At 50.3% G+C, this 22,397-nt stretch carries 22 protein-coding genes; 6 read left to right on the top strand and 16 right to left on the bottom strand.

Features of this window, described 5'->3' with window-relative positions; all coding sequences use genetic code 11:
* Positions 1-167: 167 nt before the first annotated feature.
* Positions 168-656 carry a CreA family protein gene (locus tag ACXAF9_RS06820; RefSeq protein ID WP_475072084.1) on the top strand — a complete coding sequence of 163 codons (489 nt, stop codon included), beginning with the start codon at positions 168-170 and terminating at the stop codon, positions 654-656.
* Here the strand turns inward: ACXAF9_RS06820 and ACXAF9_RS06815 are convergent.
* Positions 653-1,549, bottom strand: coding sequence for a LysR family transcriptional regulator (locus tag ACXAF9_RS06815; RefSeq protein ID WP_475072082.1), 897 nt, complete (start codon positions 1,547-1,549; stop codon positions 653-655). The genes ACXAF9_RS06820 and ACXAF9_RS06815 overlap by 4 nt on opposite strands.
* A 134-nt stretch (positions 1,550-1,683) precedes the next feature.
* Between ACXAF9_RS06815 and ACXAF9_RS06810 the strand changes: the two genes are divergently transcribed.
* Together ACXAF9_RS06810 and ACXAF9_RS06805 are read left to right on the top strand one after the other, a co-directional pair.
* On the top strand, positions 1,684-2,382 hold the full coding sequence (locus ACXAF9_RS06810; protein WP_475072080.1) for a CoA transferase subunit A: 699 nt from the start codon (positions 1,684-1,686) through the stop codon (positions 2,380-2,382).
* 19 nt (positions 2,383-2,401) lie between these two features.
* Entirely contained in the window at positions 2,402-3,061 is a 660-nt protein-coding gene (locus ACXAF9_RS06805; RefSeq protein ID WP_475072077.1) for a CoA transferase subunit B, read from the top strand.
* A 47-nt stretch (positions 3,062-3,108) separates the two neighbouring features.
* Here the strand turns inward: ACXAF9_RS06805 and ACXAF9_RS06800 are convergent, their stop codons facing one another.
* Positions 3,109-3,975, bottom strand: coding sequence for an alpha/beta fold hydrolase (locus tag ACXAF9_RS06800; protein ID WP_475072075.1), 867 nt, complete (start codon positions 3,973-3,975; stop codon positions 3,109-3,111).
* Positions 3,976-4,163: 188 nt separating this feature from the next.
* Between ACXAF9_RS06800 and azu the strand changes: the two genes are divergently transcribed.
* The gene (gene azu / locus ACXAF9_RS06795; protein ID WP_475072073.1) at positions 4,164-4,619 is read left to right on the top strand and encodes an azurin; all 456 of its coding nucleotides are present in this window, start codon (positions 4,164-4,166) and stop codon (positions 4,617-4,619) included.
* A 200-nt stretch (positions 4,620-4,819) separates the two neighbouring features.
* On the opposite strand, the gene ACXAF9_RS06790 is transcribed toward azu, so the two are convergent.
* Positions 4,820-6,136: an esterase-like activity of phytase family protein gene (locus ACXAF9_RS06790; RefSeq protein WP_475072071.1), complete on the bottom strand. Its 1,317-nt coding sequence runs from the start codon at positions 6,134-6,136 to the stop codon at positions 4,820-4,822.
* Between the two features lie 158 nt (positions 6,137-6,294).
* On the opposite strand from ACXAF9_RS06790, the gene ACXAF9_RS06785 reads away from it, so the two are divergent.
* Positions 6,295-6,474 (top strand): YgaP family membrane protein, encoded by a 180-nt coding sequence (locus ACXAF9_RS06785; protein ID WP_475072067.1) that lies wholly within the window; start codon positions 6,295-6,297, stop codon positions 6,472-6,474.
* A 54-nt stretch (positions 6,475-6,528) separates the two neighbouring features.
* On the opposite strand, the gene ACXAF9_RS06780 is transcribed toward ACXAF9_RS06785, so the two are convergent.
* The 6 genes from ACXAF9_RS06780 to purU are packed head-to-tail and all read right to left on the bottom strand — an operon-like array spanning position 6,529 to position 13,349.
* A complete protein-coding gene (locus ACXAF9_RS06780) occupies positions 6,529-7,119 on the bottom strand; it encodes a sarcosine oxidase subunit gamma (protein WP_475072062.1) in 591 nt (196 codons plus the stop codon).
* Positions 7,119-10,034 carry a 2Fe-2S iron-sulfur cluster-binding protein gene (locus ACXAF9_RS06775; protein ID WP_475072059.1) on the bottom strand — a complete coding sequence of 972 codons (2,916 nt, stop codon included), beginning with the start codon at positions 10,032-10,034 and terminating at the stop codon, positions 7,119-7,121. The genes ACXAF9_RS06780 and ACXAF9_RS06775 overlap by 1 nt, the downstream gene beginning before the upstream one ends.
* Positions 10,031-10,339, bottom strand: a complete 309-nt coding sequence (locus ACXAF9_RS06770; RefSeq protein ID WP_475072054.1) for a sarcosine oxidase subunit delta — start codon at positions 10,337-10,339, stop codon at positions 10,031-10,033. The genes ACXAF9_RS06775 and ACXAF9_RS06770 overlap by 4 nt, the downstream gene beginning before the upstream one ends.
* Positions 10,340-10,350: 11 nt before the next feature.
* Positions 10,351-11,598, bottom strand: a complete 1,248-nt coding sequence (locus tag ACXAF9_RS06765; RefSeq protein ID WP_475072051.1) for an FAD-dependent oxidoreductase — start codon at positions 11,596-11,598, stop codon at positions 10,351-10,353.
* Positions 11,599-11,617: 19 nt separating this feature from the next.
* On the bottom strand, positions 11,618-12,478 hold the full coding sequence (locus ACXAF9_RS06760) for a bifunctional 5,10-methylenetetrahydrofolate dehydrogenase/5,10-methenyltetrahydrofolate cyclohydrolase (protein ID WP_475072046.1): 861 nt from the start codon (positions 12,476-12,478) through the stop codon (positions 11,618-11,620).
* 10 nt (positions 12,479-12,488) lie between these two features.
* Entirely contained in the window at positions 12,489-13,349 is an 861-nt protein-coding gene (gene purU / locus ACXAF9_RS06755; protein WP_475072043.1) for a formyltetrahydrofolate deformylase, read from the bottom strand.
* Between the two features lie 178 nt (positions 13,350-13,527).
* On the opposite strand from purU, the gene ACXAF9_RS06750 reads away from it, so the two are divergent.
* The gene (locus ACXAF9_RS06750) at positions 13,528-14,286 is read left to right on the top strand and encodes an IclR family transcriptional regulator (RefSeq protein ID WP_475072039.1); all 759 of its coding nucleotides are present in this window, start codon (positions 13,528-13,530) and stop codon (positions 14,284-14,286) included.
* Positions 14,287-14,310: 24 nt separating this feature from the next.
* On the opposite strand, the gene ACXAF9_RS06745 is transcribed toward ACXAF9_RS06750, so the two are convergent.
* From ACXAF9_RS06745 to ACXAF9_RS06715, 7 genes are read right to left on the bottom strand one after another with little or no spacing between them, the layout of a single operon-like run.
* Positions 14,311-15,774 (bottom strand): NAD-dependent succinate-semialdehyde dehydrogenase, encoded by a 1,464-nt coding sequence (locus tag ACXAF9_RS06745; RefSeq protein WP_475072037.1) that lies wholly within the window; start codon positions 15,772-15,774, stop codon positions 14,311-14,313.
* A 50-nt stretch (positions 15,775-15,824) separates the two neighbouring features.
* Positions 15,825-17,453, bottom strand: coding sequence for a BCCT family transporter (locus ACXAF9_RS06740; protein WP_475072035.1), 1,629 nt, complete (start codon positions 17,451-17,453; stop codon positions 15,825-15,827).
* A gap of 59 nt (positions 17,454-17,512) precedes the next feature.
* The gene (locus tag ACXAF9_RS06735; RefSeq protein ID WP_475072033.1) at positions 17,513-19,003 is read right to left on the bottom strand and encodes an aldehyde dehydrogenase; all 1,491 of its coding nucleotides are present in this window, start codon (positions 19,001-19,003) and stop codon (positions 17,513-17,515) included.
* Positions 19,004-19,017: 14 nt separating this feature from the next.
* Positions 19,018-20,052, bottom strand: coding sequence for an LLM class flavin-dependent oxidoreductase (locus ACXAF9_RS06730; protein WP_475072032.1), 1,035 nt, complete (start codon positions 20,050-20,052; stop codon positions 19,018-19,020).
* Positions 20,049-20,957, bottom strand: a complete 909-nt coding sequence (locus tag ACXAF9_RS06725) for a flavin reductase family protein (RefSeq protein ID WP_475072030.1) — start codon at positions 20,955-20,957, stop codon at positions 20,049-20,051. The genes ACXAF9_RS06730 and ACXAF9_RS06725 overlap by 4 nt, the downstream gene beginning before the upstream one ends.
* Entirely contained in the window at positions 20,954-21,784 is an 831-nt protein-coding gene (locus ACXAF9_RS06720) for an alpha/beta fold hydrolase (RefSeq protein WP_475072028.1), read from the bottom strand. The genes ACXAF9_RS06725 and ACXAF9_RS06720 overlap by 4 nt, the downstream gene beginning before the upstream one ends.
* The gene (locus ACXAF9_RS06715; RefSeq protein WP_475072026.1) at positions 21,756-22,355 is read right to left on the bottom strand and encodes an amino acid synthesis family protein; all 600 of its coding nucleotides are present in this window, start codon (positions 22,353-22,355) and stop codon (positions 21,756-21,758) included. The genes ACXAF9_RS06720 and ACXAF9_RS06715 overlap by 29 nt, the downstream gene beginning before the upstream one ends.
* Between the last annotated feature and the right edge of the window lie 42 nt (positions 22,356-22,397).

Below are 22,397 nucleotides of genomic sequence, written 5' to 3'. Positions count from 1 at the left end.
CACACAACCTGTTTTCCAAGCGCTACTTTAACCCAGTTTATACTTTGGAAAAAGCGAGATTAGGATGCCTCTATGGCGTGCAAAAGTGCATCGATATTGCAACTGTTGTTTAATGGTCAGATACGCTAGTCTACGCGCAATTAAGAGAACTCAGTAAGGATACACGGATGAAACGCACTGTTGTGTTGGTTATGGCACTGGCTGGCTTTTTGGTGGGCTGTTCCGATAACGAAGTGGGCGATGTGAGCCTAGGCGTCTTTACGACGAAAGATATCAAACTGGAAAAGCTCCAAGACCCCATTGTAACGGGCGTCACCTGCCATATCGCTCATGTTAAAGCGGACTTGGACTTCGCGGACCCATCCGATATGTCGATCTCCTGTCGACAGACTGGCCCGATCACCAAAGCGATGGTCGATGCGATTGATAAAACCACCAGCGGCGAAGTGGTCTTCAAAACCTCCAAAAGTATTCTATTTAAAACCCTTAAGATTCGCCGTATCTATGACGCCACCAGCAAAACCATTATGTATGTGAGCTACTCCACAAAAGAGGTTAACGGTAGTCATAAACACTCATTATCGACTGTTCCACTCTGGGGTAATCCCGTGTGGGATGAGCTTAACGCTCAAGATGCAGCACAGCCGCAAGGCTAACGGTCCCCCCAATCACTGTTTTTGATGATGTTGACCATCTCTCGCGCCGCTGTCGATAACGGATAGCGGCTTCGAGTTACCACTCCAACCGCATGTGAGATCACAGGCGACACCAAAGGCTTACATACGGCTCCTAACTCTTGCATCTGTTCAGTACATAAAGAGGGCATGATGCTGACCCCAAGCCCCCGCGAGACCATGCGCCCGATCGTTGTTAATTGGTGAGTTTCAAGCTGCGGCAGTGCGGTAATGCCAATGGATTCGAGAGTTTCCTCTACCAATAAACGAACGCTCGATGGGCGCTGCAGCACAATAAAGTCATGCTCAAGTAACGCCGTTGCAATGACTTGATCTGAACTGGCTAACTCACAATCGGCCGGTACGACGCCAACAAATTGATCCACATACAAGGGGTCGAAATTAAGATCATCGCTCTCGCCTGGGTCAAAGGCGATACCAACCTCTACCCGCCCTCTTCGCACCATATCCACCACCTCCTCGGCGATCACATCATGCACGGTGAGGTTAATTTTTGGGTGTAGATTACGGAACGCTTTGAGCACATCAGGCAGATAACTAGAGGCCACAAAAGGCATCGCAGCAATGGCGACCTTGCCTCGAAACAGTGCGAAACGGTTGTGCATCTCTTCCAATGCTTCGTCCAATTCGGCCAATAAACGTTGCGCAGTCGGGAGAAAAGCCTCCCCTTCTGGGGTCAGAGCTAAAGTACGGGTAGTACGGGAAAGCAGCGGGCCGCCGAGGGCTTCCTCTAGGTTTTTGATCGCGACGCTGAGCGCCGGTTGAGACAAATGCACTTGAACACAAGCCTCAGTGAAGCTGTGTGTTCGGGCCACCGCGACAAAGGCCCTGAGTTGTTTGACCGTGATATTCATAAATAAAATTTATTATTTATTCGAATAATTGCATTGGATAAATAAGAAAGCATGGAACACACTTTAAAACAAGTGTTAACCAATGCGTTGTTATGGCACCCACCGACAAGCTCACTTAGACATGGAGGATATCAATGTCCGGGTTCAATAAAGTGGTAGATTCGTACGAAGAAGCGATGGCAGGTCTAGAAGATGGCATGACCATCATTGCAGGCGGCTTCGGGCTATGCGGCATTCCTGAAAACTTAATCGCCGAGATCAAAAAGAAAGGCACCAAAGAGTTAACCATCGTTTCGAATAATTGCGGTGTCGATGGGTTTGGCCTTGGTGTATTGCTTGAAGATAAACAAGTTAAAAAGATGATCTCCTCTTATGTAGGTGAGAACGCACTGTTTGAACAGCAACTATTGGCAGGCGAGCTCGAGGTCGAACTGACCCCACAAGGCACCCTAGCTGAGAAGATGCGTGCGGGCGGTGCGGGTATTCCAGCGTTTTACACAGCCACCGGTTTTGGTACGCCCGTCGGTGAAGGTAAAGAGGTCCGTGAATTTAACGGGCGCAGTTACATCCTTGAAGAGTCCATCACGGGGGATTTTGCCATCGTCAAAGGCTGGAAGGCCGACCGATATGGCAATGTGGTTTACCGTCATACCGCTCAGAACTTTAACCCGATGGCAGCCACCGCTGGCAAGATTACCGTGGTTGAAGTTGAAGAGATCGTTGAGCCCGGTGAGCTTGATCCTGCGCACATTCATACGCCCGGTATCTACGTTGATCGCCTAATTAAAGGCAACTTTGAAAAACGCATCGAACAACGTACCACACGCAAATAAGGGCTAAGGAGATAGACAGATGGCACTCACACGAGAACAGATTGCTCAACGTGTAGCCCAAGAGCTGCGCGATGGATACTACGTGAACTTAGGGATCGGCATTCCAACCTTGGTGGCTAACTACGTGCCGAGCGGCATGGAAGTGATGCTTCAATCCGAGAATGGGTTGCTGGGTATGGGCCCCTTCCCAACCGACGAGAACGTTGATGCCGACATGATTAACGCGGGTAAGCAAACCGTCACCGCGATTGATGGCGCATCGATTTTCTCATCCGCTGAATCCTTTGCCATGATCCGTGGTGGTCATGTCGATTTAACGGTATTGGGCGCGTTTGAGGTCGATGTAAACGGAAACATCGCCTCTTGGATGATCCCAGGTAAATTGATCAAAGGCATGGGCGGTGCGATGGATTTAGTCGCCGGTGCTGAAAACATCATTGTGACCATGACACACGCCTCGAAACATGGCGAATCGAAACTGCTTCCGTCCTGCTCTCTTCCCCTGACTGGGTCTGGATGCATCAAGAAGGTTGTCACCGACCTTGCCTACGTCGAGATTGAAAACGGAGCTTTCGTCCTTAAAGAGCGCGCCCCAGGCGTTTCTGTTGAGGAGATTGTGTCAAAGACGGCCGGAAAAATGATCGTTCCGGATCACGTCCCCGAGATGGTTTTCGAATAGAAAACCGTTTTACTCGAGTTGCCCGGCGTACGCTGGGCTTTTTTTATCTAGTTGATAAGCCCAGAAATTTTAGCGTTTAGCTTTTCGGGCTGATCCCACATGATGAAGTGAAGCGAGTCTTCTATCACGGACAAGCTCACGCCATTAAGGCCTTGGTACTGGCTTTTATATAACGCGTTAATTTGCGCTAAAGACCATGGCATGGTGTTGCGGTGCGAGTAGATCACCGTGGTCGGCGTTTTGATTCGGCTTAGCTCTGGACGTGCATCGTATTGCATCAACTCGGAGATTAACTGAGCATACACTTGGCGATTCGAGCTTTGGGACCACTTGACCAAGGTCGCTTTTAAATCCGGATGTGTAGTAAACAAGCTGGCGGAACGCGTGGCTTGATTCGTAAACAACTCCTGATTCATATTCAAGAGCCCCATCTGCGTCATAAACGCCATCGGCTTAACGCTCTCTTTGGTGGCGTTCGGGTCCATCAAGATACTGTAAAACGGCAGTGAATCGACCACGATCAGCTGGCCCAAGGCATCGCTGTTTTTAGAAGCCATAAGCAAGCCCAGCAATCCACCCATTGAGTGCCCTATCACCACCGGCTGCTTCACTTCAGCTTTTGACAGGTAAGCCAGAAGCTCGTCACGTAAGGCTGGAAGGTAATTGGCAGGGATTTGATTGGGCGAAGGCGCTCCAGCTAAGCCTTTAATCGTAACCGTGTGTACTGTGTGCCCTTTTAATGCGGGCAATACGTTATTCCAAACGCTCGGCGCAGACGCAAAGCCATGGATCAAAACAACATCTGAGCCTTGCCCTTCAGTGTTAACCGATATGAGATTCGATTGATATTGATCAGCAAAGACGACTTGTGAGATCCAACATAAAATGAAAACTACCCCATATTTGACGCGCATCAGCGTTCTCCTTAACCAGTGTCAGTAGGGTTTAGACGGATTATCTTCCTAACAGAATGATTATCATTTATTTTAAATGATGAGAAATATAGATTCCTGCTTCGGCGAAGAGTTCGGTGCGGAAGGAACTAACTGGCCAATTATTGCTCATCATTTTATAGGAAACACCGTTAATAAGGATCTTCAATATGTTGAAAAAGTGGTTTATCTCTACCGGTATGGTTGCCGCAGCGGTTATGTCGTCTTCTGTGTTTGCAGCGGATTGTTCTGTAGAGATCAGCGGGTCGGATCAGATGCGTTTTGATAAAAACGAGGTCAGCGTTTCCAAAGAGTGTATCGAGGTTACGGTCACGTTAAAACACACTGGCCAACTGCCCGTAAACGCCATGGGTCATAACTGGGTCGTGACTGAAACATCACAGATGTCGAGCGTGATCAATACGGGTATGAGTTCAGGCCTTGAAAGCAATTACCTACCAAAAGACAACGAAGGCGTTTTAGCGGCCACCAAACTGATTGGCGGCGGTGAAGAAACCAGCGTTACATTTGATGTTAGCGATTGGAATAAAGAAGGTGACTACACCTTTTTCTGCAGCTTCCCTGGCCATTCGGCACTGATGAAAGGTAAGTTCGTCTTTAATTGATCTTACAGGCACCTCCCTTTTAAAAGGCGGGGTGCTCCCACAACACCCTATTCCCGCATGCGTTTTTTCAGTTTGATACTGCACAAAAACATCCAAGCCACGCACTGCGATAGATCATCCCTACTCCAATAAAAAAGCCGATCGGTTTAAGGATCGACTTTGTCATCAGAGATTGGTTCAGCTTGGCAAGCTAATAAGACTTATTTGGCCTTAAGAAAATCCGCCACATTCAGGATGATAAATTCGTTGTCATCGGCCCGCCCCTGCTCACGCCCAACCGAGAAGGGGAAGTTGTTATCATTGGCAACCACGATGCGGTTTTCATCGATGCGATCCACATCTTCAATCGTGACAAATGGGAAGGTAAAACGACCGTCTTTTGATCCTCTTGGTGCGACACCATCCGTATCTTGGATATTCATCAAATCGATGTAGGCGATTTTACGAAGCACGTTGTGCTCATCTTTATCGGTCAGATCCACTAGGTAAATGCGTTTAAAGTGAGCCGGTTTATCGGACCAACCTTCTGCTGGGTCACCCTGCCCGCTGTCACGCTCGATGATTAAAGCGCGATGCTCATCAATCATATTGAAGTCTCCAATCGCATGGGCTGCATCCGCGAGTGGGTAAAAGAGTACGTCGTCTTTCCATTGCTCGTTTTCAATATCAAATGCAAGAATGCGCAGCACAGGCGTGCCATTCACTGTCTCGGAGGCGCCTTGTTCAGCATCAAAGATGGGCTTTTCCAATAACGGATACAGAGTTTTAGAATCCTTAGAGATCGCCATGCCCTCATACCCACCAGAACGCTTAGTGGTTACCGCAGGTGCTTCCTTGTCTGGGTCTTGAAGGGTTAAGAAAGGATTGTCTGGGGATTGATAAAGTATTTCGCCTACTTGGGTTGCAAGTACCTTTTTAACGACGCCGTTTTTATCCACCTTGATCAACCAAGGGCCAAATTCATCACCGATCCAGTAACCATCGCTTACAGGCTGAATCGATTCAAGATCAAAATCGGCGCCGGTTAGAAAGCGCTCGTCGCCCGTTTCATCTGTGATCACAAAGGGGACTTGGTTATTGGGGTCGGTCAGGAAGGTGGTTTTCTCGACCATGACTCGGCCCGTTTCCCAATCGACTTTGACTTCATGAAACATCAATAGCGCATCCGCTGAGTTCGCTTTGGTGCCAAAACCGTTATCCGTGAGCACTAGGAAGCGATCATCACCCAGTGCGCGTATGCCCGAAAAGCCTTGTAACGGTTGCCCAGGAAACGGGCGTGCTAACCCTGTCGCCTCATCGTAAATGGCATAAGGGGCTTCTTGGCGTTGGCTACCTTGATCCGTAAAGCGTCCAGATTGATTAAAATACGCAGGTGCCGATTTAGGGGGTAACACATAGGATTGTGCCGCCAATTGCGCATGCTGAGTTAAGCTTGCCGAGTACTCGGTACCTTCATTGTCTGCCGCGATAACAGAGCTGCTCAATATCCATGTTGCCAGTAAAGCCTTACGTATCATGTGGTACATCCTTTTATCAATTAGGAAAGTACCGAGAAGCCTAATCTGGTTGAGTGACAGCTCTTTGACAAAACGATGGCGCTTGTAAGTTGATCTACATCATAGCGACCAACACAATATTAGTTAAAACTAATATTAAATAACCAATGGAGTTCAGCATGATGAATGAAGGTTTGATGGATCGTGTGATTCGCATCTTAATTGGCTTAGGAATTTTGAGTCTCGTGTTTGTTGGGCCACAAACAGCATGGGGATGGATTGGGTTAGTGCCTTTGATCACAGGCATCGTGGGCTTTTGCCCTTTGTATAAACTGATTGGACTCAACACCCGAAAATAACGAAATCCACCAAGAGGGTTTACTCCTTTTAACCCTCTTGGTGGGTGTGTTTAATCAGTCAACAAATTCCGCTTTGGCATCGATGATGGCATCCCATAAGTAATGGGAGGAAGCCACATCCGATAGGATCAAAAACGCAACCTCGCCTTGCCATTCATACTTAGCAATGATGGCATTAACACGGGCGACGGAGGTTTGCGCAACAGACCCCATGGGGAACACACACTCGCTTAAATCGACCCCACAGATCTTGGCCAAACAGTCAGCCAATGGAGCGCCTTTTAACGTAAAGGCGTTGTGGCTGTGTTGGCAGTACAGGGGATAGAGCTCCGCTTGGTGTTGGGCTGCCACATTCAGCGCCTCTAACCCATCACTTGCAGTACCGCTGATGTCTACCAACCAATGCTCTGTTTGACTGAGCCTTAGCACCAGCACCCCTTGCGGTAATACGGTTAAGGTATTGGGTTTAATCGGCAGTGCGACACCCTCTTGCTCCAAAAACAAGGGGGCTTTTCGGCCTCTAACGCCCATACGGGTTTGCACCGTAATGTCAGTTAGTTTAAGGGAGCCTTCAAGATGGGATGCGGCCAGACCATTTTTACTGGGTACGAAGCTTACACGTTGTTTTTCCAGTGCTTGAGTCATTAGGCCACCTCCTGTCTTGCGCCATCTTGATCATAAAAAGGGAGTTCAACCACATCCGCCCACACTTCTAGGCCGTTTACGCGAATCGGTATCTGCTGACCCACGCTTTGTTGATCCACACCGACAAACGCCATACCGATGTACGCATCCAACGTGGGTGAATATTCGCACGAGGTCACATTGCCGGTGATGTCGCTGCCTTGCCCGGCTTTGTTGAGCACCAAGTGCCCCTCTTCAGGTTTGGCATGCTCAGCGCCTAAGCGAAAGCCCACCAGTTTACGCGTTTGCTTTCTGGCCATCACAATATCGACCGAGCGCGAGCCAACAAAGAAAGGCTTTTTACGGTTCACCGCCCAAGCCAGAGATAACTCACCAGGATGGGACATGCCATCCGTGTCTTGGCCGACGATGATATGGCCTTTTTCAAGCCTTAACAGTCGCTGCGTTTCAACACCAAAAGGTTTCAACCCTAGAGGCTCACCCTGCTCCATCAAGATATCCCAGATACCTAACGCGTACAGGGTTGGCATATGGATCTCGTAACCGAGCTCCCCAACAAAGCCGACGCGCATCAAGCGTACTGGCACGCCATTGATGTGTCCTTCTCGGTAGGCAAGATAAGGGAAGGCCTCGTTGGAGAGGTCAACATCGTCACATACCCGCTCCAACACTTTACGCGCTAGCGGGCCTGCCACATTAAACGCCGAATACGCTGAGGTCACGTTGGCAATATCCACCTTGAGTCGCCACTGTGCATTCCACTTGGTCATCTCACGATACACCGAATCCACACCACTGGTGGTTGCCGTTACGTAAAAGTGATCTTCCGCTAGGCGACACGCCACACCGTCATCCACGACAACGCCCTGTTCGTTGGTTAATACCGCGTATCGGGTTTTACCAACCGGTTGTTTCGCAAAGGCAAAGGTGTACATTCGGTTCATAAACTCCGCCGCATCTGGGCCTCGTAACTCAATGCCCCCTAGGGTACTTACATCGATGATGCCGACCTTGTTGCGAACGTGAAGTGCCTCTTGCTTGATGCACTCATTGCGATTGGCTTTTGGACCATAAAAAGCCGGACGACGCCAGATACCCGCGGGAATAAAGTGCGCCCCAAGCGATTCATGGCGCTGGTGAATCGCGGTGTATTTGTGGGGGCTAAAAATACGGCCTGCCACACTGGCCAGTTTTTCAGGGACAAACGGCGGGCGAGCTGTGGTGACGCCCGTTTCAGTGACGGTGCGTCCTGTTGCTTCGGCAATTAAACGCGCAGTAGGCAAGGCTGAATGACGCCCTTGTGAAGGCCCCATACCCACGGTTGAAAAGCGTTTCACCAACTGAACATCGCGATAGCCTAAACGCGTTGCGTTGATGATGTCTTTGACCTGCAAATCTTCATCAAAATCGACAAACTCTTTGCCTTTTGGGTGTTTAAAGATCGGCCAATCCACATTGGTTTTAGCGCTGCAGCTGACCTTCTCTAATGGGCTGCTTGCAAGTGATAGCGAGATCAAGGCATCTTGCGCAGCGCGCTTGCCATCCTCTAAAACCAACGAGAGCGTATGCACCCCATTAACAGAGCCTGCAATGTGTACATTTTTCGCTAAGTTATTGAGGGTAAAGCGAGCGGATGCATCATCGTAGGACAGTGTCGCCCCACCTTGGCATAACAACTGGTAAGTCGGCATATACCCTGCGGACATACACAGAAGATCACACTCCACTTCAGCCATCTGCACACCCACCACCCCTTTAGAGGCAATCGCATGAACTTTAACTGAGGCCAGATGCTGCTTTGTGGAGTCCATAACCGCTTCGTACACTGTTGCGTTAGTAAGGACTGTGACGTTTTGTTGCTTAAGCGCATCAACTAAGGCAGGGTTTGCCCCCTCCCTCCGGAGGTCCACCAGAGTCGGCACTTTAACGCCATTACTGAGCAGCTCCAGTGCGACCAGATAGCCGTCGTCGTTACCGGTTGCAACGACCGCTTGTTGACCCGGTTTAATGGCATACTGCTTCATTAAACGCATGGCGGCGCTCGACATCATCACACCCGGCACATCGTTATTACGGAACACCAAATGCTGCTCAAAAGCCCCCGAAGCCACCACGCACTCTTTGGCGCGCACCTTATACATGCGGTTGCCTTGAATCACCGGTAAATAGTTATCGGTAAACCATCCATTACAGGTAGCGCTCATCAAAAAGCGGATTTTAGGGTGATTCGCCGCTTTGGTTTTAAGCTCTGTTAACGTGTGCTCGGCAAGCTGGCCATCTTGATCAAATCGGTGATAGGTCAGCGCACCGCCGACCTCTGCATTTTCATCGATCACCACCACATTGGCACCGGCATCAGCGGCATGGATCGCGGCCGATAAACCTGCAGGCCCTGCACCAATGATGGCAAGGTCACAAAACAGATACGCCTTGTCGTGATACTCAGGTTCGAAGCTCAGATCAGCAACACCAAGGCCCGCCTTTTTGCGGATGAAAGGCTCCCACTTATCCCAAACACCTTGCGGTTTATAGAAGGCACGGTAATAAAAGCCCACCGGCATGAAGCGCCCCGCTAACCCAAGTTTCGCATCTTTGTCTTTCGCCAAGGTGCCGTTGTAGTTTTGCCCGCTTGCACTCAGGCCCTCGGTCAGTAAATGCCGATCTGCCAGTACGTTTGGCTCGCTGGGCAACTGGATGAGGGTGTTGGCATCTTGCCCGGCCATTGTTAATGGCCCACGAGGTCGATGGTACTTAAAGGATCGAGACATCAACCACTGACCGTTTGCGACCAGAGCACTGGCCAGTGTGTCACCCTCATACCCTTCAAAGGACTGGCCTTCAAAGGTAAAGCGACACGTTTTGTTGCGATTGATCAACGAGCCCAAAGGCGCAGGTAAACGTTCTAAACCCTTCATGCTGGTTGCTCCTCTTTTTGATCCGTTGATTCAAAGTCGACACGTGTATCAAACGCGTCACTTGGGTCGTATGTACGCAGGATTTCATCCGTTGCCGTGTGGCGCTCGGCAATAAACCAATAACCCGAAGCCGAGTGAAACCACCACTCTTGAACGATGCGAACGGTGTTGTCGTGATAAAAGACGTAGTCGGCCCACTCTTTATCGCTGCATTGGGCGTGGTCGGGCATCGCCTTCACTTCGCCACCGTAGACAAACTCGCTGATGTTTCTTAGCCCGTTGAGTGGGCACTGCATCATCTTCATCAAAGCTCTCCTTAGTGACTGGCCGCTGTGGCACCCATTTCGTTAACTTGGCGAAACTCATCAAATCGATCCATCCCAAAGGGCGCGATCAGATCCGGAATTTGCCCACCAGAGGCCACAAGCTCCGCCATCGTTTTTCCGCAGATTGGCGTTGCTTTGAAGCCCCACGTGCCCCAGCCTGCATCAAGGTAATAATTCTCGACAGGACTCAGCCCCATGATTGGGCTGTAATCGGAGGTCATATCAGTAATGCCCGCCCATTGACGCATCAGTTTTAAGTTCGCCATAAACGGGAACATCTCAATCGCGTGGGCCAGCAGACTTTCTTTAAGATCCAGCGTGGATCGGGTGTTATAAAGCGGATATGGGTCCGACCCACCGCCAAAGACGATCTCGCCACGGCCCGTTTGCTGCACATAACAATGCAAAGCCGAAGAGCTCACCAGAGGGTCTAAAAATGGCTTAACTGGCTGGGTCACCATCGCTTGTAATGGATAAGTGACGATGGGCATTTTAATGCCAGCCATGGCCGCTACGATGGAGCTGTGTCCCGCAACCGCTTGTACAACACACCCGCAGCCGACGCGGCCACGGTTGGTGTTCACACCGACCACCTTACCTTGTTGAACATCAATGCCTGTCACCTCGGTTAACTGGTGCAATTCAACACCGCGCTGGGTTGCGCCTTTCGCGTATCCCCACGCCACCGCATCGTGTCGTGCGGTTGCGCCATCGATGTGCCACAAACCCGCAAGCACCGGCATATCTGCAGGATTCATATTAAGAGTCGGAACTAACTCACTGATTTGTTTAGGATCTATTAGCTCTGTTTTGCCGCCAAAGTGCTTATTAACCTCGGTACGCTGTCGGAAGGATCGAACCGTCGCATCGGTATGTGCCAACGTGAGTTGCCCACGCGATGAGTACATAATGTTGAAATCAAACTCATTGGATAGCCCTTGAAACAGCTTGACGGATTCAGCGTAAAACTTAACCCCATCGGGCGTTAAATAGTTGGAGCGAATCACCGCCGTATTCCGAGCCGTATTGCCTCCACCTAGGTAGCCTTTTTCCAAAATGGCCACATTGGTAATGCCGTGATATTTGGCTAAGTAGTAAGCCGTTGCGACACCGTGACCACCACCACCGATGATAACGACATCGTAATGCGGCTTTAATTGACTCGGCGCGGGTAAGTCGGCGTGTTTTTCAAACGGGTAGTCGTTGGTTAAACCGTATTTCAGTAGTGAAAAAGGCATCGTACTCTCCTGCAATAACCTACAAGGCGCTCTGCTGTTTTGCCGCTATCACGGTGTTTTTCATCAAACAGGCGATGGTCATCGGCCCGACTCCGCCAGGTACTGGAGTGATGGCTAAGCACCGATCTTTCACCGCCGCAAAATTCACATCCCCGACCAAGCGGCGAGTCTCGCCATCCCCCACTGCATTTATCCCAACATCTATCACCACCGCACTCGGTGCAATCCAAGACTCATCCACCAAATGCGCAACACCAACGGCCGCCACCACGATGTCAGCTTGCTTGGTTAAGTGAGCGGGTGATTGGGATTTGGAGTGCACGGTCGTTACCGTGCAGTTGGCACCCAAAAGCAAATTGGCCATTGGTTTACCGACAATGTTGGAGCGACCGATCACCACGGCGTGTTTACCGCTTAGATCCCCCAGCACATCGCGAAGCATCATCATGCAGCCTTGGGGTGTACATGGGGTCAGCGCCGTTTGTCCAAGCGAGAGACGGCCCACATTTTCAGGGTGGAACCCATCCACATCTTTGTCGGGGCAAATCATCTGAATGATGCGCTCCTCATTGAGCTGCTTAGGTAAAGGCAGCTGAACTAAAATGCCATGAACACTACTGTCGTTGTTCAGTGCATCCACCACCGCTTCTAGTTCGTCTTGGCTGCACGCGGCATCTAGGTAACGCTCAACAGAGACGATGCCGGCTTCCTTAGCGCGCTTCACTTTATTACGAACGTACACAGCGCTGGCTGGGTCTTCCCCAACCAAAACAACCGCCAAACAGGGTTGGATGTTCTGGTGCTTTAGGGTTAGAACCTCTTTGGCGATATCATCGATCAGCGCATTCGCCATCGCGCGACCATCTATAATCTGAGTCATGCTTCACCTGTTATCGGAAAACGACGGTCTTGTTACCGTACATAAACACACGATGCTCAAGGTGCATGCGTACCGCTTTTGCCAGTGCGACCGTTTCGGTATCTCGGCCGACGGCGACCAGTTTTTCGGGTGAATAGGTGTGATCTACAGGCTGCACGGCTTGCTCGATGATCGGGCCTTCATCCAAATCGGAGGTCACGTAATGCGCTGTCGCACCGATCAGTTTTACCCCACGCTCATGCGCTTGATGGTAAGGCTTGGCGCCTTTAAATCCTGGCAAGAAAGAGTGGTGGATGTTAATCGCACGGCCGTGTAAAGACTCGCACAAGGTATCCGATAAAATCTGCATGTAACGGGCTAGCACAACAAGGTCAGTCTTCGTCTCGTTAACAATCTCGAGTAACGCCGCTTCCTGAGACGGTTTGTTGTCCTTGTTTACCGGCAGGTGCACAAACCGAATCCCCTCGCGCTCCGCCATAGCGCGTAAATCTTTATGGTTCGAGACAATGGCCGTGATCTCCATTGGCAACTCCCCTTTGCGATGACGATACAAAAGATCATCCAAGCAGTGATCAAACTTACTGACCATCAAGAGCACGCGCATCGGTTTAGCAGCATCAAAGATCTCCCACTCCATATTGAATTGGGTCACTTCATTGTCTAAACCGGCTCGGATCTGTTCAATCGTGGTGGTTGGCGACTCAATCCGGCACACCGCCCGCATAAAAAAGCGCTGGTTATCTTCGTCATCGTACTGATGCATTTCGGATATGTAGCAACCCAACCCCGCAAGGTAGGAGGTTACGGCTGCAACGATGCCACTTGTCGCATCACAAGCAGCTTTTAAAACGAACTCTTTTGAATCGGCCATGTTTACTCCACGAACTTTTTTTACACCCCTGAAGGTAAGATCAAGGATTCCATTTGTTTATTGAAGATAAATTAAATATATTTACAGGAAACTTATTTGGCAATAACTGAGCGTAAACAAAGTTCAAAAATGCGAATTTGTTACATCAGTGAAAAATTTCTTACTCTGGGTGATAAAAATGAGTAAAACCACCGACTACATGGTGCCGGCCTTAGCACGAGGCTTACAAATTCTTGAATTGTTCGATTCCAAAGAGCGGGTGTTAAGCACACAGGACTTTGCAGACAGCCTTGGGGTCAGCACCTCGTCGACCTATCGAATCGTGCAAACCTTGCTGGATATGGGCTACCTAAAAAAAGTGGCTCGTAACGCCTATGAACTTGGGCCACAAGTGGTATCGCGGGGCTTTGCCTTTTTAGCCGGTAAGGATTTAATCGATATTGCGGCCCCACACATCAATGCGCTGCGTGATGAAACATCGATTTCGTGCCATTTGGGCATAAGGGATGGTCTCGAGACGATTTACGTGTACCGCGCTCAGGCGTCCCAACGCTTATCCGTCAATATCCCTCTGGGGACTCGATTGCCTTGCCACACGAATGCCATGGGCCGCGTATTGCTGCAACAATTAAGCGAAATAGAGCTCAATGCCATGTATCAAACTCTGCAACTGGACATGTTCCCAGGCCCTCACCCACAAAGCTTTCCGGAGCTAAAAACCCTGTTAAAACGGGAGTGGCAACAAGGGTATTCGAGTAACCGCTCGGACAACGCCACCGCAATCGCCTACCCGATCAAGAACTATATGGGACGCACTATTGCGGCGATCAACATATCGGGGGCAGATCAGATCATGAATAATCCAGAGCAATTTGAGGATGCCAAAGCACGACTTCTGGAAGCGGCAAATGCCATTTCGAAAGTGGCCCCAGGTTAGGGCCACTTGATGGGACAGGTCAGATTAAATATCACCCATACAGATGTATTTCATCTCTAGGTAGTCCTCTAACCCGTATTTGGAGCCTTCTCGTCCTTGGCCCGACTCTTTGACGCCACCAAACGGAATCATCTCGGAGCTGATCGCCGTCTCGTTCACGCCGACCATTCCGTATTCCAACCGCTCACTGACGCGCCAGACTCGGGAAGCGTCCTTGGTGTACAAGTACGCCGCCAAGCCAAACTCCGTATCATTGGCCATCGAAACAGCGTGCGCTTCATCCTTAAACGCAAACACCGGCGCTACCGGCCCAAAGACCTCCTCTTTTGCTAAGCGCATCTCTTGCGTTAAGCCACTCAGGACGGTGGGTGGGTAAAAATGACCGTCAGCGCTTAGCGCCTCGCCACCGATACACACCTTAGCGCCTTTTGACAGCGCATCCTGTACCAAAGCATCGACGTTTTTAACTGCTTGCCCTGTAATCAATGGGCCGGTGGTGGTTTGCTGATCAAAGCCATCACCGGTCACATACTCACCCACCCGTGCGGTCAATTTGTCGAGGAAAGCATCGAGAATCCCTTCTTGGACTAACACTCGGTTGGCACAGATGCAGGTTTGACCGGCATTGCGGTATTTGGCTGCGAGCACTCCTTCGATGGCTTTATCAAGATCCGCATCATCAAACACGACGATGGGCGCATTACCGCCCAACTCCATCGAGGTGCGCTTTACGCCCTTAGCCGATTGTTCCATCAGGATTTTGCCAACTCGTGTGGAGCCTGTGAAGGTAATCTTCTTCACCAAAGGATGGCTGGTTAAGACCTCCCCAATACTGGCCGCATCCGTACCCGGAATCACGTTGAACAAACCATCCGGAATGCCAGCCCTTTGCGCTAACTCGGCCAACGCCAATGCACAAAGGGGCGTTTCCGCCGCAGGTTTTAGCACGATGGCACACCCAGCGGCTAAGGCCGGGGCCACTTTACGGGTGATCATCGCAATGGGAAAATTCCAAGGCGTGATCGCCCCGACCACACCAACAGGCTGTTTGATCACCAACGAGCGGCGATCCGAGGTTGTGGCTGGCAGTACATCGCCATAGATGCGCTTGGCCTCTTCGGCGAACCACTCAATGTACGCGGCGCCGTATACAACCTCCCCTTTGGCCTCTTGATAGACCTTACCTTGCTCCAGCGTCATGAGTGTGGCGAGATCATCTTGATGCTCCATCACCAAATTGAACCAGCGACGCAACATGGTGGATTTCTCTTTGGCCGTTACGCCTTGCCAAGCTTGCTGGGCAGAGTGCGCGGCTTCCACCGCGCGGGTTGTCTCGGCAGCGCCTAGGTCGGCTACTTGGGTCAGAGTTTGAGTTGAAGCTGGGTTTTCGACATCAAACTTCTTGCCTTCAGGCCGTGTAACCCATTCACCGTTGATGAAACCGCCTGATTTAACGAGCGACGGATCGTTAAGCATATCGAATGACATTGTCTGCTCCTGTGTTAAGGCTTAATCGTTCAAACGTATTGGTTGTGACTTTACTTAGCCGCAACCGTTCGATCGATGTTGATCTCTTGGGTGGTGTCTACAGGTGTCGGTTTTGCCAAATCCGCATCGTTATAGACGATGCCATTGCGCTCATCCCTTAACCCTTTCACCAATGCCCAACACATGAAGGCCAATACCACCGAAAACGGCAACGCAGCAATGATCGCAGCGGTTTTCAAGGCATCAAGACCGCCTGCCAACAGCAAAGACGCTGCAACCGCACCCAAGCCTAAGCCCCAAATTACACGTAGGTGTTTGGGTGGATGGGTGTCTCCGTGGGAAACAATCGTACAGATGACCAAGGTGCCAGAGTCTGCCGACGTCACAAACCAGGTCACAATCAACAAAGTGGAAAGTGCCGCTACCGCGTGGGTCATTGAATCCACACCCAGTGCTTCAATGGTGCTGTACAAGGCTTGGGTAATATTGTCGTTAACGACTTGAGTAAGTTGCCCACCCTGGAACAAATCGATATGAAGCGCAGTACCACCAAAGATGATGATCCATAAGAAGCCACCTAACGGTGGGATAACCAACGCACTTAACATGAACTGACGGATGGTACGGCCACGCGAGATACGCGCAATAAACATACCCACCAGCGGGCCCCAAGACAGCCACCAACCCCAGTAGAAGATGGTCCACCAACCTTGCCACTGACGCTCTGGATTAAGATCCACCCAAAAACCCATCGGGATAAAAGACGCCGCATAATCGCCTAAGCTGGTGACCGTCATGTCCAGTAGGAACACGGTTGGGCCTGCAAAGACGAAAAACAGAATCACCAACATGCTTAAGCGGATGTTCCAGATACTTAGGATTTTAATCCCGCGCCCAACACCTGAGATGGCCGATACCGTTGCAATCACCGACACAATCGCAATCAAGATCACTTGCGTAGTGGTCGACACCGATATACCAAATAAGTAATTCAGCCCAGCGTTCATTTGGGAAACACCTAAGCCTAAGGTGGTTGCTGTACCAAATAAGGTGCTGAAAATCGCCAGTAAATCGACTGCATGGCCTATTGGGCCATTCACGCGCTCACCCAACAAAGGATAGAGACCAGACCGGACGGTTAGCGGCAATCCCCGGCGGTAGCAGAAGTACGCTAAACACAAGCCGACCAGAATATAGACCGCCCAACCGTGTAACCCCCAGTGGAACATGGTGATACGAATCGCCATTAGTGCCGCCTCTTCCGTTTTGGGCGCAATGGCATTCATATCTAAAAATGGATTCCCCTGAAAATGCATCAAGGGCTCGCCAATACTCCAAAACAAAAGACCTGTACCGATGGCGCAACTGAACAGCATCGAGAACCAAGCGGTAAAACCAAACTCGGGCTTTTCATCATCTTTGCCCAAGCGGATATCGCCATAGCGACTGAACGCCACCCATACAGAAAAACCAAGAACGGTACTGACGATAACAACGTAGTACCAACTCAAGTTAGTCAATATCCAGTTGTTGATACCACTGAATACTTTATTCGAGAAGTCCACGTTAAACACCGTGAACAGAACAAACGCGGTCACCATCAATATTGAGCCATAACGCATAAAGATGCTTGGCCTGACATTCGGTGTATTCAAGACAGAAGTAGTGCTGGGTTTCATAAAAAACTCCTAAGCATCAGCCATCGCTGAAGATGTTATTTTTATTGTTCAGCAACCCATTAGCGCATCACAAATGGGTTACTCATAGGCTCACTGGATGTACTGATCCACGTGGTTCGCACGCGGATGTAATCCTGAATGGCTTGGATTCCGGCTTCTCGTCCATAACCGGATTGGTTCACCCCGCCAAAGGGTGCCATTGGGGATACCGCACGATAGGTGTTAACCCAACAGATACCGGATCGGATCTGCTGCGATACACGAAGCGCTTTGGCTAAGTTTTCGGTGAACACACCAGAACCCAACCCAAACTCCGAATCATTCGCAAGCGCGATGGCTTCCTCTTCGGTATCGAAGACAGCAATCGACATCACAGGGCCAAACAGCTCTGTTTTCAGGGTTTCGATATCATGAGTTGGACACTCAACAATGGTGGGTGCAAAGTAGTAATCAGATCCTAAATCAGGAATCGGCTCACCGCCTGCGAGAATCTTGGCACCCTGTGCCTTAGCTTTGTTAAGGGCAGATTTAATACCCTCGATCTGCGTCAAGGTACACAAAGGGCCAATGTGCGAGTCTTTCTCAAGTGGGTTACCCACCACTATGCGGGAGGTCGCTTCCAATAAGCGCTCGATCAATTTGGGATAAATGCTGCGCTGAACATACACGCGGGAACCGGCCACACAAGATTGCCCCGATGCCCCAAAGTTTCCCGCGATGATACCGTTAGTTGCACTTTGAAGATCCGCATCATCAAACACCAAAATGGGTGATTTACCGCCGAGTTCCAACGATGTGACCGCAAAGTTATTCGCCGTATTACGCACCACATGCTTGGCCGTTTCTGGCCCACCGGTGAACGCTAAGCGGTCAATATCGGGGTGGGATGTCAACGGAATCGCACACCCTTCGGCATCCCCTGTGATCACGGAGACCACCCCTTTAGGGAAGCCTGCTTTTTCGATCAGCTTGGCAAACTCCAAAATAGCAACCGGTGCCACCTCAGAGGCTTTAATCACCACCGTGCAACCGGCCGCAAGCGCCGGTGCCAACTTGGTGGCCGTTAAAAACATCTGGGCATTCCAAGGCACAACGGCCGCAACCACACCAATGGGTTCAGGTTTGGTGAACACATGCATGTCGGGCTTATCGATCGGTAGTGTATGCCCTTCGATCTTATCGGCAAGGCCAGCATAGTAACGGTAATAATTCGCTACGTATTTCGCTTGGGATTGCGTCTCTGCCGCCAGCTTGCCACTGTCGGTGGTTTCAACCGCACCTAAGGCTTCTGAGTGCTCGGCTAACAGATCCGCCAGCGTATTTAACAGCGCACCTCGCGCTGTGGCAGTCAACCCTGCCCACTCTGGATTGCTTAGCGCTTTGCGAGCGCTTTTAACCGCACGATCAACATCTTGAGGTTCGGCGCAAGCAAAGGTAGCCCACGCATCACCCGTGGCTGGGTTAATCGTTGATAAACGTTTTTGAGCCGCACCTTCTACCCATTCACCATCGATAAACAGTGAATAATGCGGTAACTGTGAATCAGACATAACGACTCCGTTTCTTAATTAAACGCCGGCATAACTTCATCAATAAAACGACGTAGGGAGGTTTCTTTCTCTTGGCGCGTCATGCCTGAATCGCTCCAGTAAGAAAACTCGTCGTAGCCTAAATCTTCGTAATGCTTTAAGCGGTCGATGATCTGTTTCGAGGTACCAATCATCAAATCTTTCTGAATGGCATCTCGCTTATAGAACGGATGGTTGTCGATCTCATCTTGAGACAGCGTTTCGATCAAGCCTTGGCTGATAGGACGCTCATTTTTAAACCACGCGCCAAAGTAGCAGTAAAACTCGTGCAACTTACGCGCCGCCATATCCAATTCAGCTTGATCATTAGAGACAAAAGCGTGCTGCAAGATCATGATTTTGGTGCGTTTATCGTATTTAGAGCAGGCTTCGTTGTACTTAGAGATCAGAGTCTCGACCTCTTCCAAGCCTTGCCACAACGGGGTTACCTGAACGTTGCAACCATTACTGATCGCAAACTCATGGCTGTTAATGTCACGTGCGGCGACCCAAATTGGCGGGCCATCTTCGGTTAACGGTTTAGGCGATGAGGTCGTTTTCGGGAAGCTGTAATGTTTACTTTCTTGGGTGTGATCCCCCTTCCATAGGCCTTTAATGGCTGGGATCATCTCACGCAGACACTCACCCGCGCCCCAAGCGTCCATACCACCTTGAACCATACGCTCGTACTCGAAGGAATACGCACCACGAGCGATACCGAGTTCCAAACGCCCTTGGGTGATGATGTCGGTCATCGCCGCTTCACCAGCCAATTTGATGGGGTGCCAATAAGGTGCAACCACGGTGCCTGTCCCCAAGCGAACGTGTTGGGTTTGATGCGCCAAGTCGATCAAGTTTAAAAACGGGTTGGGTGCGATGGTGAAATCCATACCGTGGTGTTCACCGGTCCACACTGTGCACATGCCACCTTCATCGGCGATTTTGCACAAAGAGATAAACTCATCGTACAGATCTTGCTGCTTTTGCTGCTCGTTTACACGCTCCATATGAGCAAACAGAGAGAATTTCATCGCACATCTCCTTTGGCTTCATCACCGAAATACAAACGGAAAGCGCCATTTTGCTTTTCACTTACTAAGCGACTTACCATTGAATGCAGATCTTGGGAAACAAATTGCATGCCAGATAAGGCGGTGAAGGGTACGTATTCGTACTGCTCGTGCTGGGTTTCTTTGGCACTTTCAACCCGGTAAAACGCGACAAAGTTACCGGTGCTGGCTTTTTCATACACCGAGAACACCTGCCCGACTTCGCATTCTGGTTCGATTTTGCTGACAAAAGCACTTAACGTTTCATGAGAGCTTTGGCCTTTGGCCATATCGATCACCGGTAAGGTGTAGCCTTTGTCCGTTTTTTGAACCAATAGCTTATCGTTGCACTCAATCAATGCACCGACTTGCCCCGCTGAGTGCAGAGCAACTTCTTCCGCTTTGTGTTCCATCCCTAAGCTAAAGTAGCCGCCTTTGGCATAACCTAAACCGAGCTTTTCATTGCTGGAAAAGGCTTCAACCTTACCCACCAGCATTAAGTGATCCCCTGCTGGGACTTTCTGAAAAGCCGAACATGAAAACTGCGTAACCGCACCATCGATCATGGGCGTGCCGAAGGCATCTTCACTCCAAGCGATTTCGGCAAAGCGATCTCCTTTGGAACCTGCAAAGGTGTTGGAAGCGTGTTGTTGATCTTCAGCAAGAATGCTAACGCCAAAGTGTTCGCACTGCTCAAACACTTCAAAGCTGGATAACTTATTGGCCGGACAGACAAGCAATAAAGGCGGGTCCATGGATACCGAAGTAAACGAATTGGCCGTAAAGCCGACTTTCTCGCCTGTTTTACTAACGGCGGTAACCACCGTGACACCGGTCATAAACGAACCGAATGCGTTACGTAACTCTCTTGGATCTAACGTACTCACAAGAAACCTCCTTCTTGCTGGCCAAAAGCGCTTAGGCCGAACTCTTTTATTATTGGGTTTATCTCTGTTGCGTGGGTTAAAGGCGCCATGTGTCGGGCCTGTTTAACCACGTAGCTTTTCCCGTTGGGGCAGCGCTCTGCCATAGCCATCGACATTGCAGGTGTCGAATTGGGGTCGCCCTCGCCGGTTAGGAATAACGCGGGCAGGTTAAGTTGACTTAAATCTGAATCACACGGGCCATCGTTAAAGCAGAACACCTCGTAAGCTTGACGATACCCATCCAGTGACGCTTGGCTTAGCCACTCCTGACACCAAAGCGCATGCTGCGCGTCATCCCCCACTAACGGGAAATCAAACCAGCGCTTAACCGGTGCGGTCACGTTGTCGGGAGTGATGCTTTCTTTAATCTGTTGGACTCGGTCGATGACTGCGCGCTTAGCATCATCGGAGCGTCGATACACCGAGTTAAGCGCGACAACGCCCACACACAATTCCGGAAAACGGATGGCAAAATTCAGCGCGATCATCGAGCCCATGGAATGGCCAGCGATCAAGACCGGCGTTTTCACCTCGTCTTGAATCCAATCGGCGATGGTATCGGTGTAGGATGGGATATCTCGGCACTGCGGCATCAATGCGCTTTCACCGTGACCTGGCATATCCACGGCGTAGACCGTGAAATAATCCGATAACGTCTCAATTTGATGCATCCACGCCTCAAGCCGAAGCCCCACCCCGTGAATCAACACAAGAGATGGCCCTTGGCCTGATTTGACGTACGCCAAACCCGATTGAGATTTAGACCGCGGCAGGGTTATCAAGGTCATGCCCTAACTCCTGAAGCTCCTGATAACGATCGCCAATACGGTGGTGTGGTCGCCCACCCGTTGAACCACCGAGCACCACAACGATTTCGTCTGCAGCGGGAGCATCACCGATGTTGAATTGCAAGGTTAAGTAGTGGGAGCGCTTACCGCCGTCGTTTTTGTCCATCATAGGCACGCTGATGGGTGCGTTCGCAGGACCACGTGTGTTGGTAAAGGATAAAAAGGATTTCGCTTGAACCGCTTCACGATAGAAGTTACCAAAGTGCAAGGTGTGGATCAGCGCTGATGCGTGCTCAACCTCACCGTTAAGACCGACCACCGCCGCTTTACCGAACGCTTCGATCTTGTCTGCACCACCTGCCAGCTCACAGATACGGTTGGTCAGCAATTCACCCAGTTGAGGGCCGTATTCACGGACGATCGGCTTAAGATCCTCAACATATTGGCCTGCCCACGGGTTTTTAACGACCGCTGCCACAGCGAACATGCGCAAGGGTGTTTCGGCTTTTTTGAAGCCCTCGATCAGGGTTTCTTCTTCAAAACTTACGATTTTGCGTATCTCTAAACTCATCTTCTTATCCTAATTAGGGTCACATTGAACAATTTGTAATAT

It is taken from the genome of Neptunomonas sp. ABH4_499, from assembly GCF_056160565.1.
Note: the sequence above shows the minus strand (reverse complement) of the source record. Positions and strands in the feature narration are given on the sequence as shown.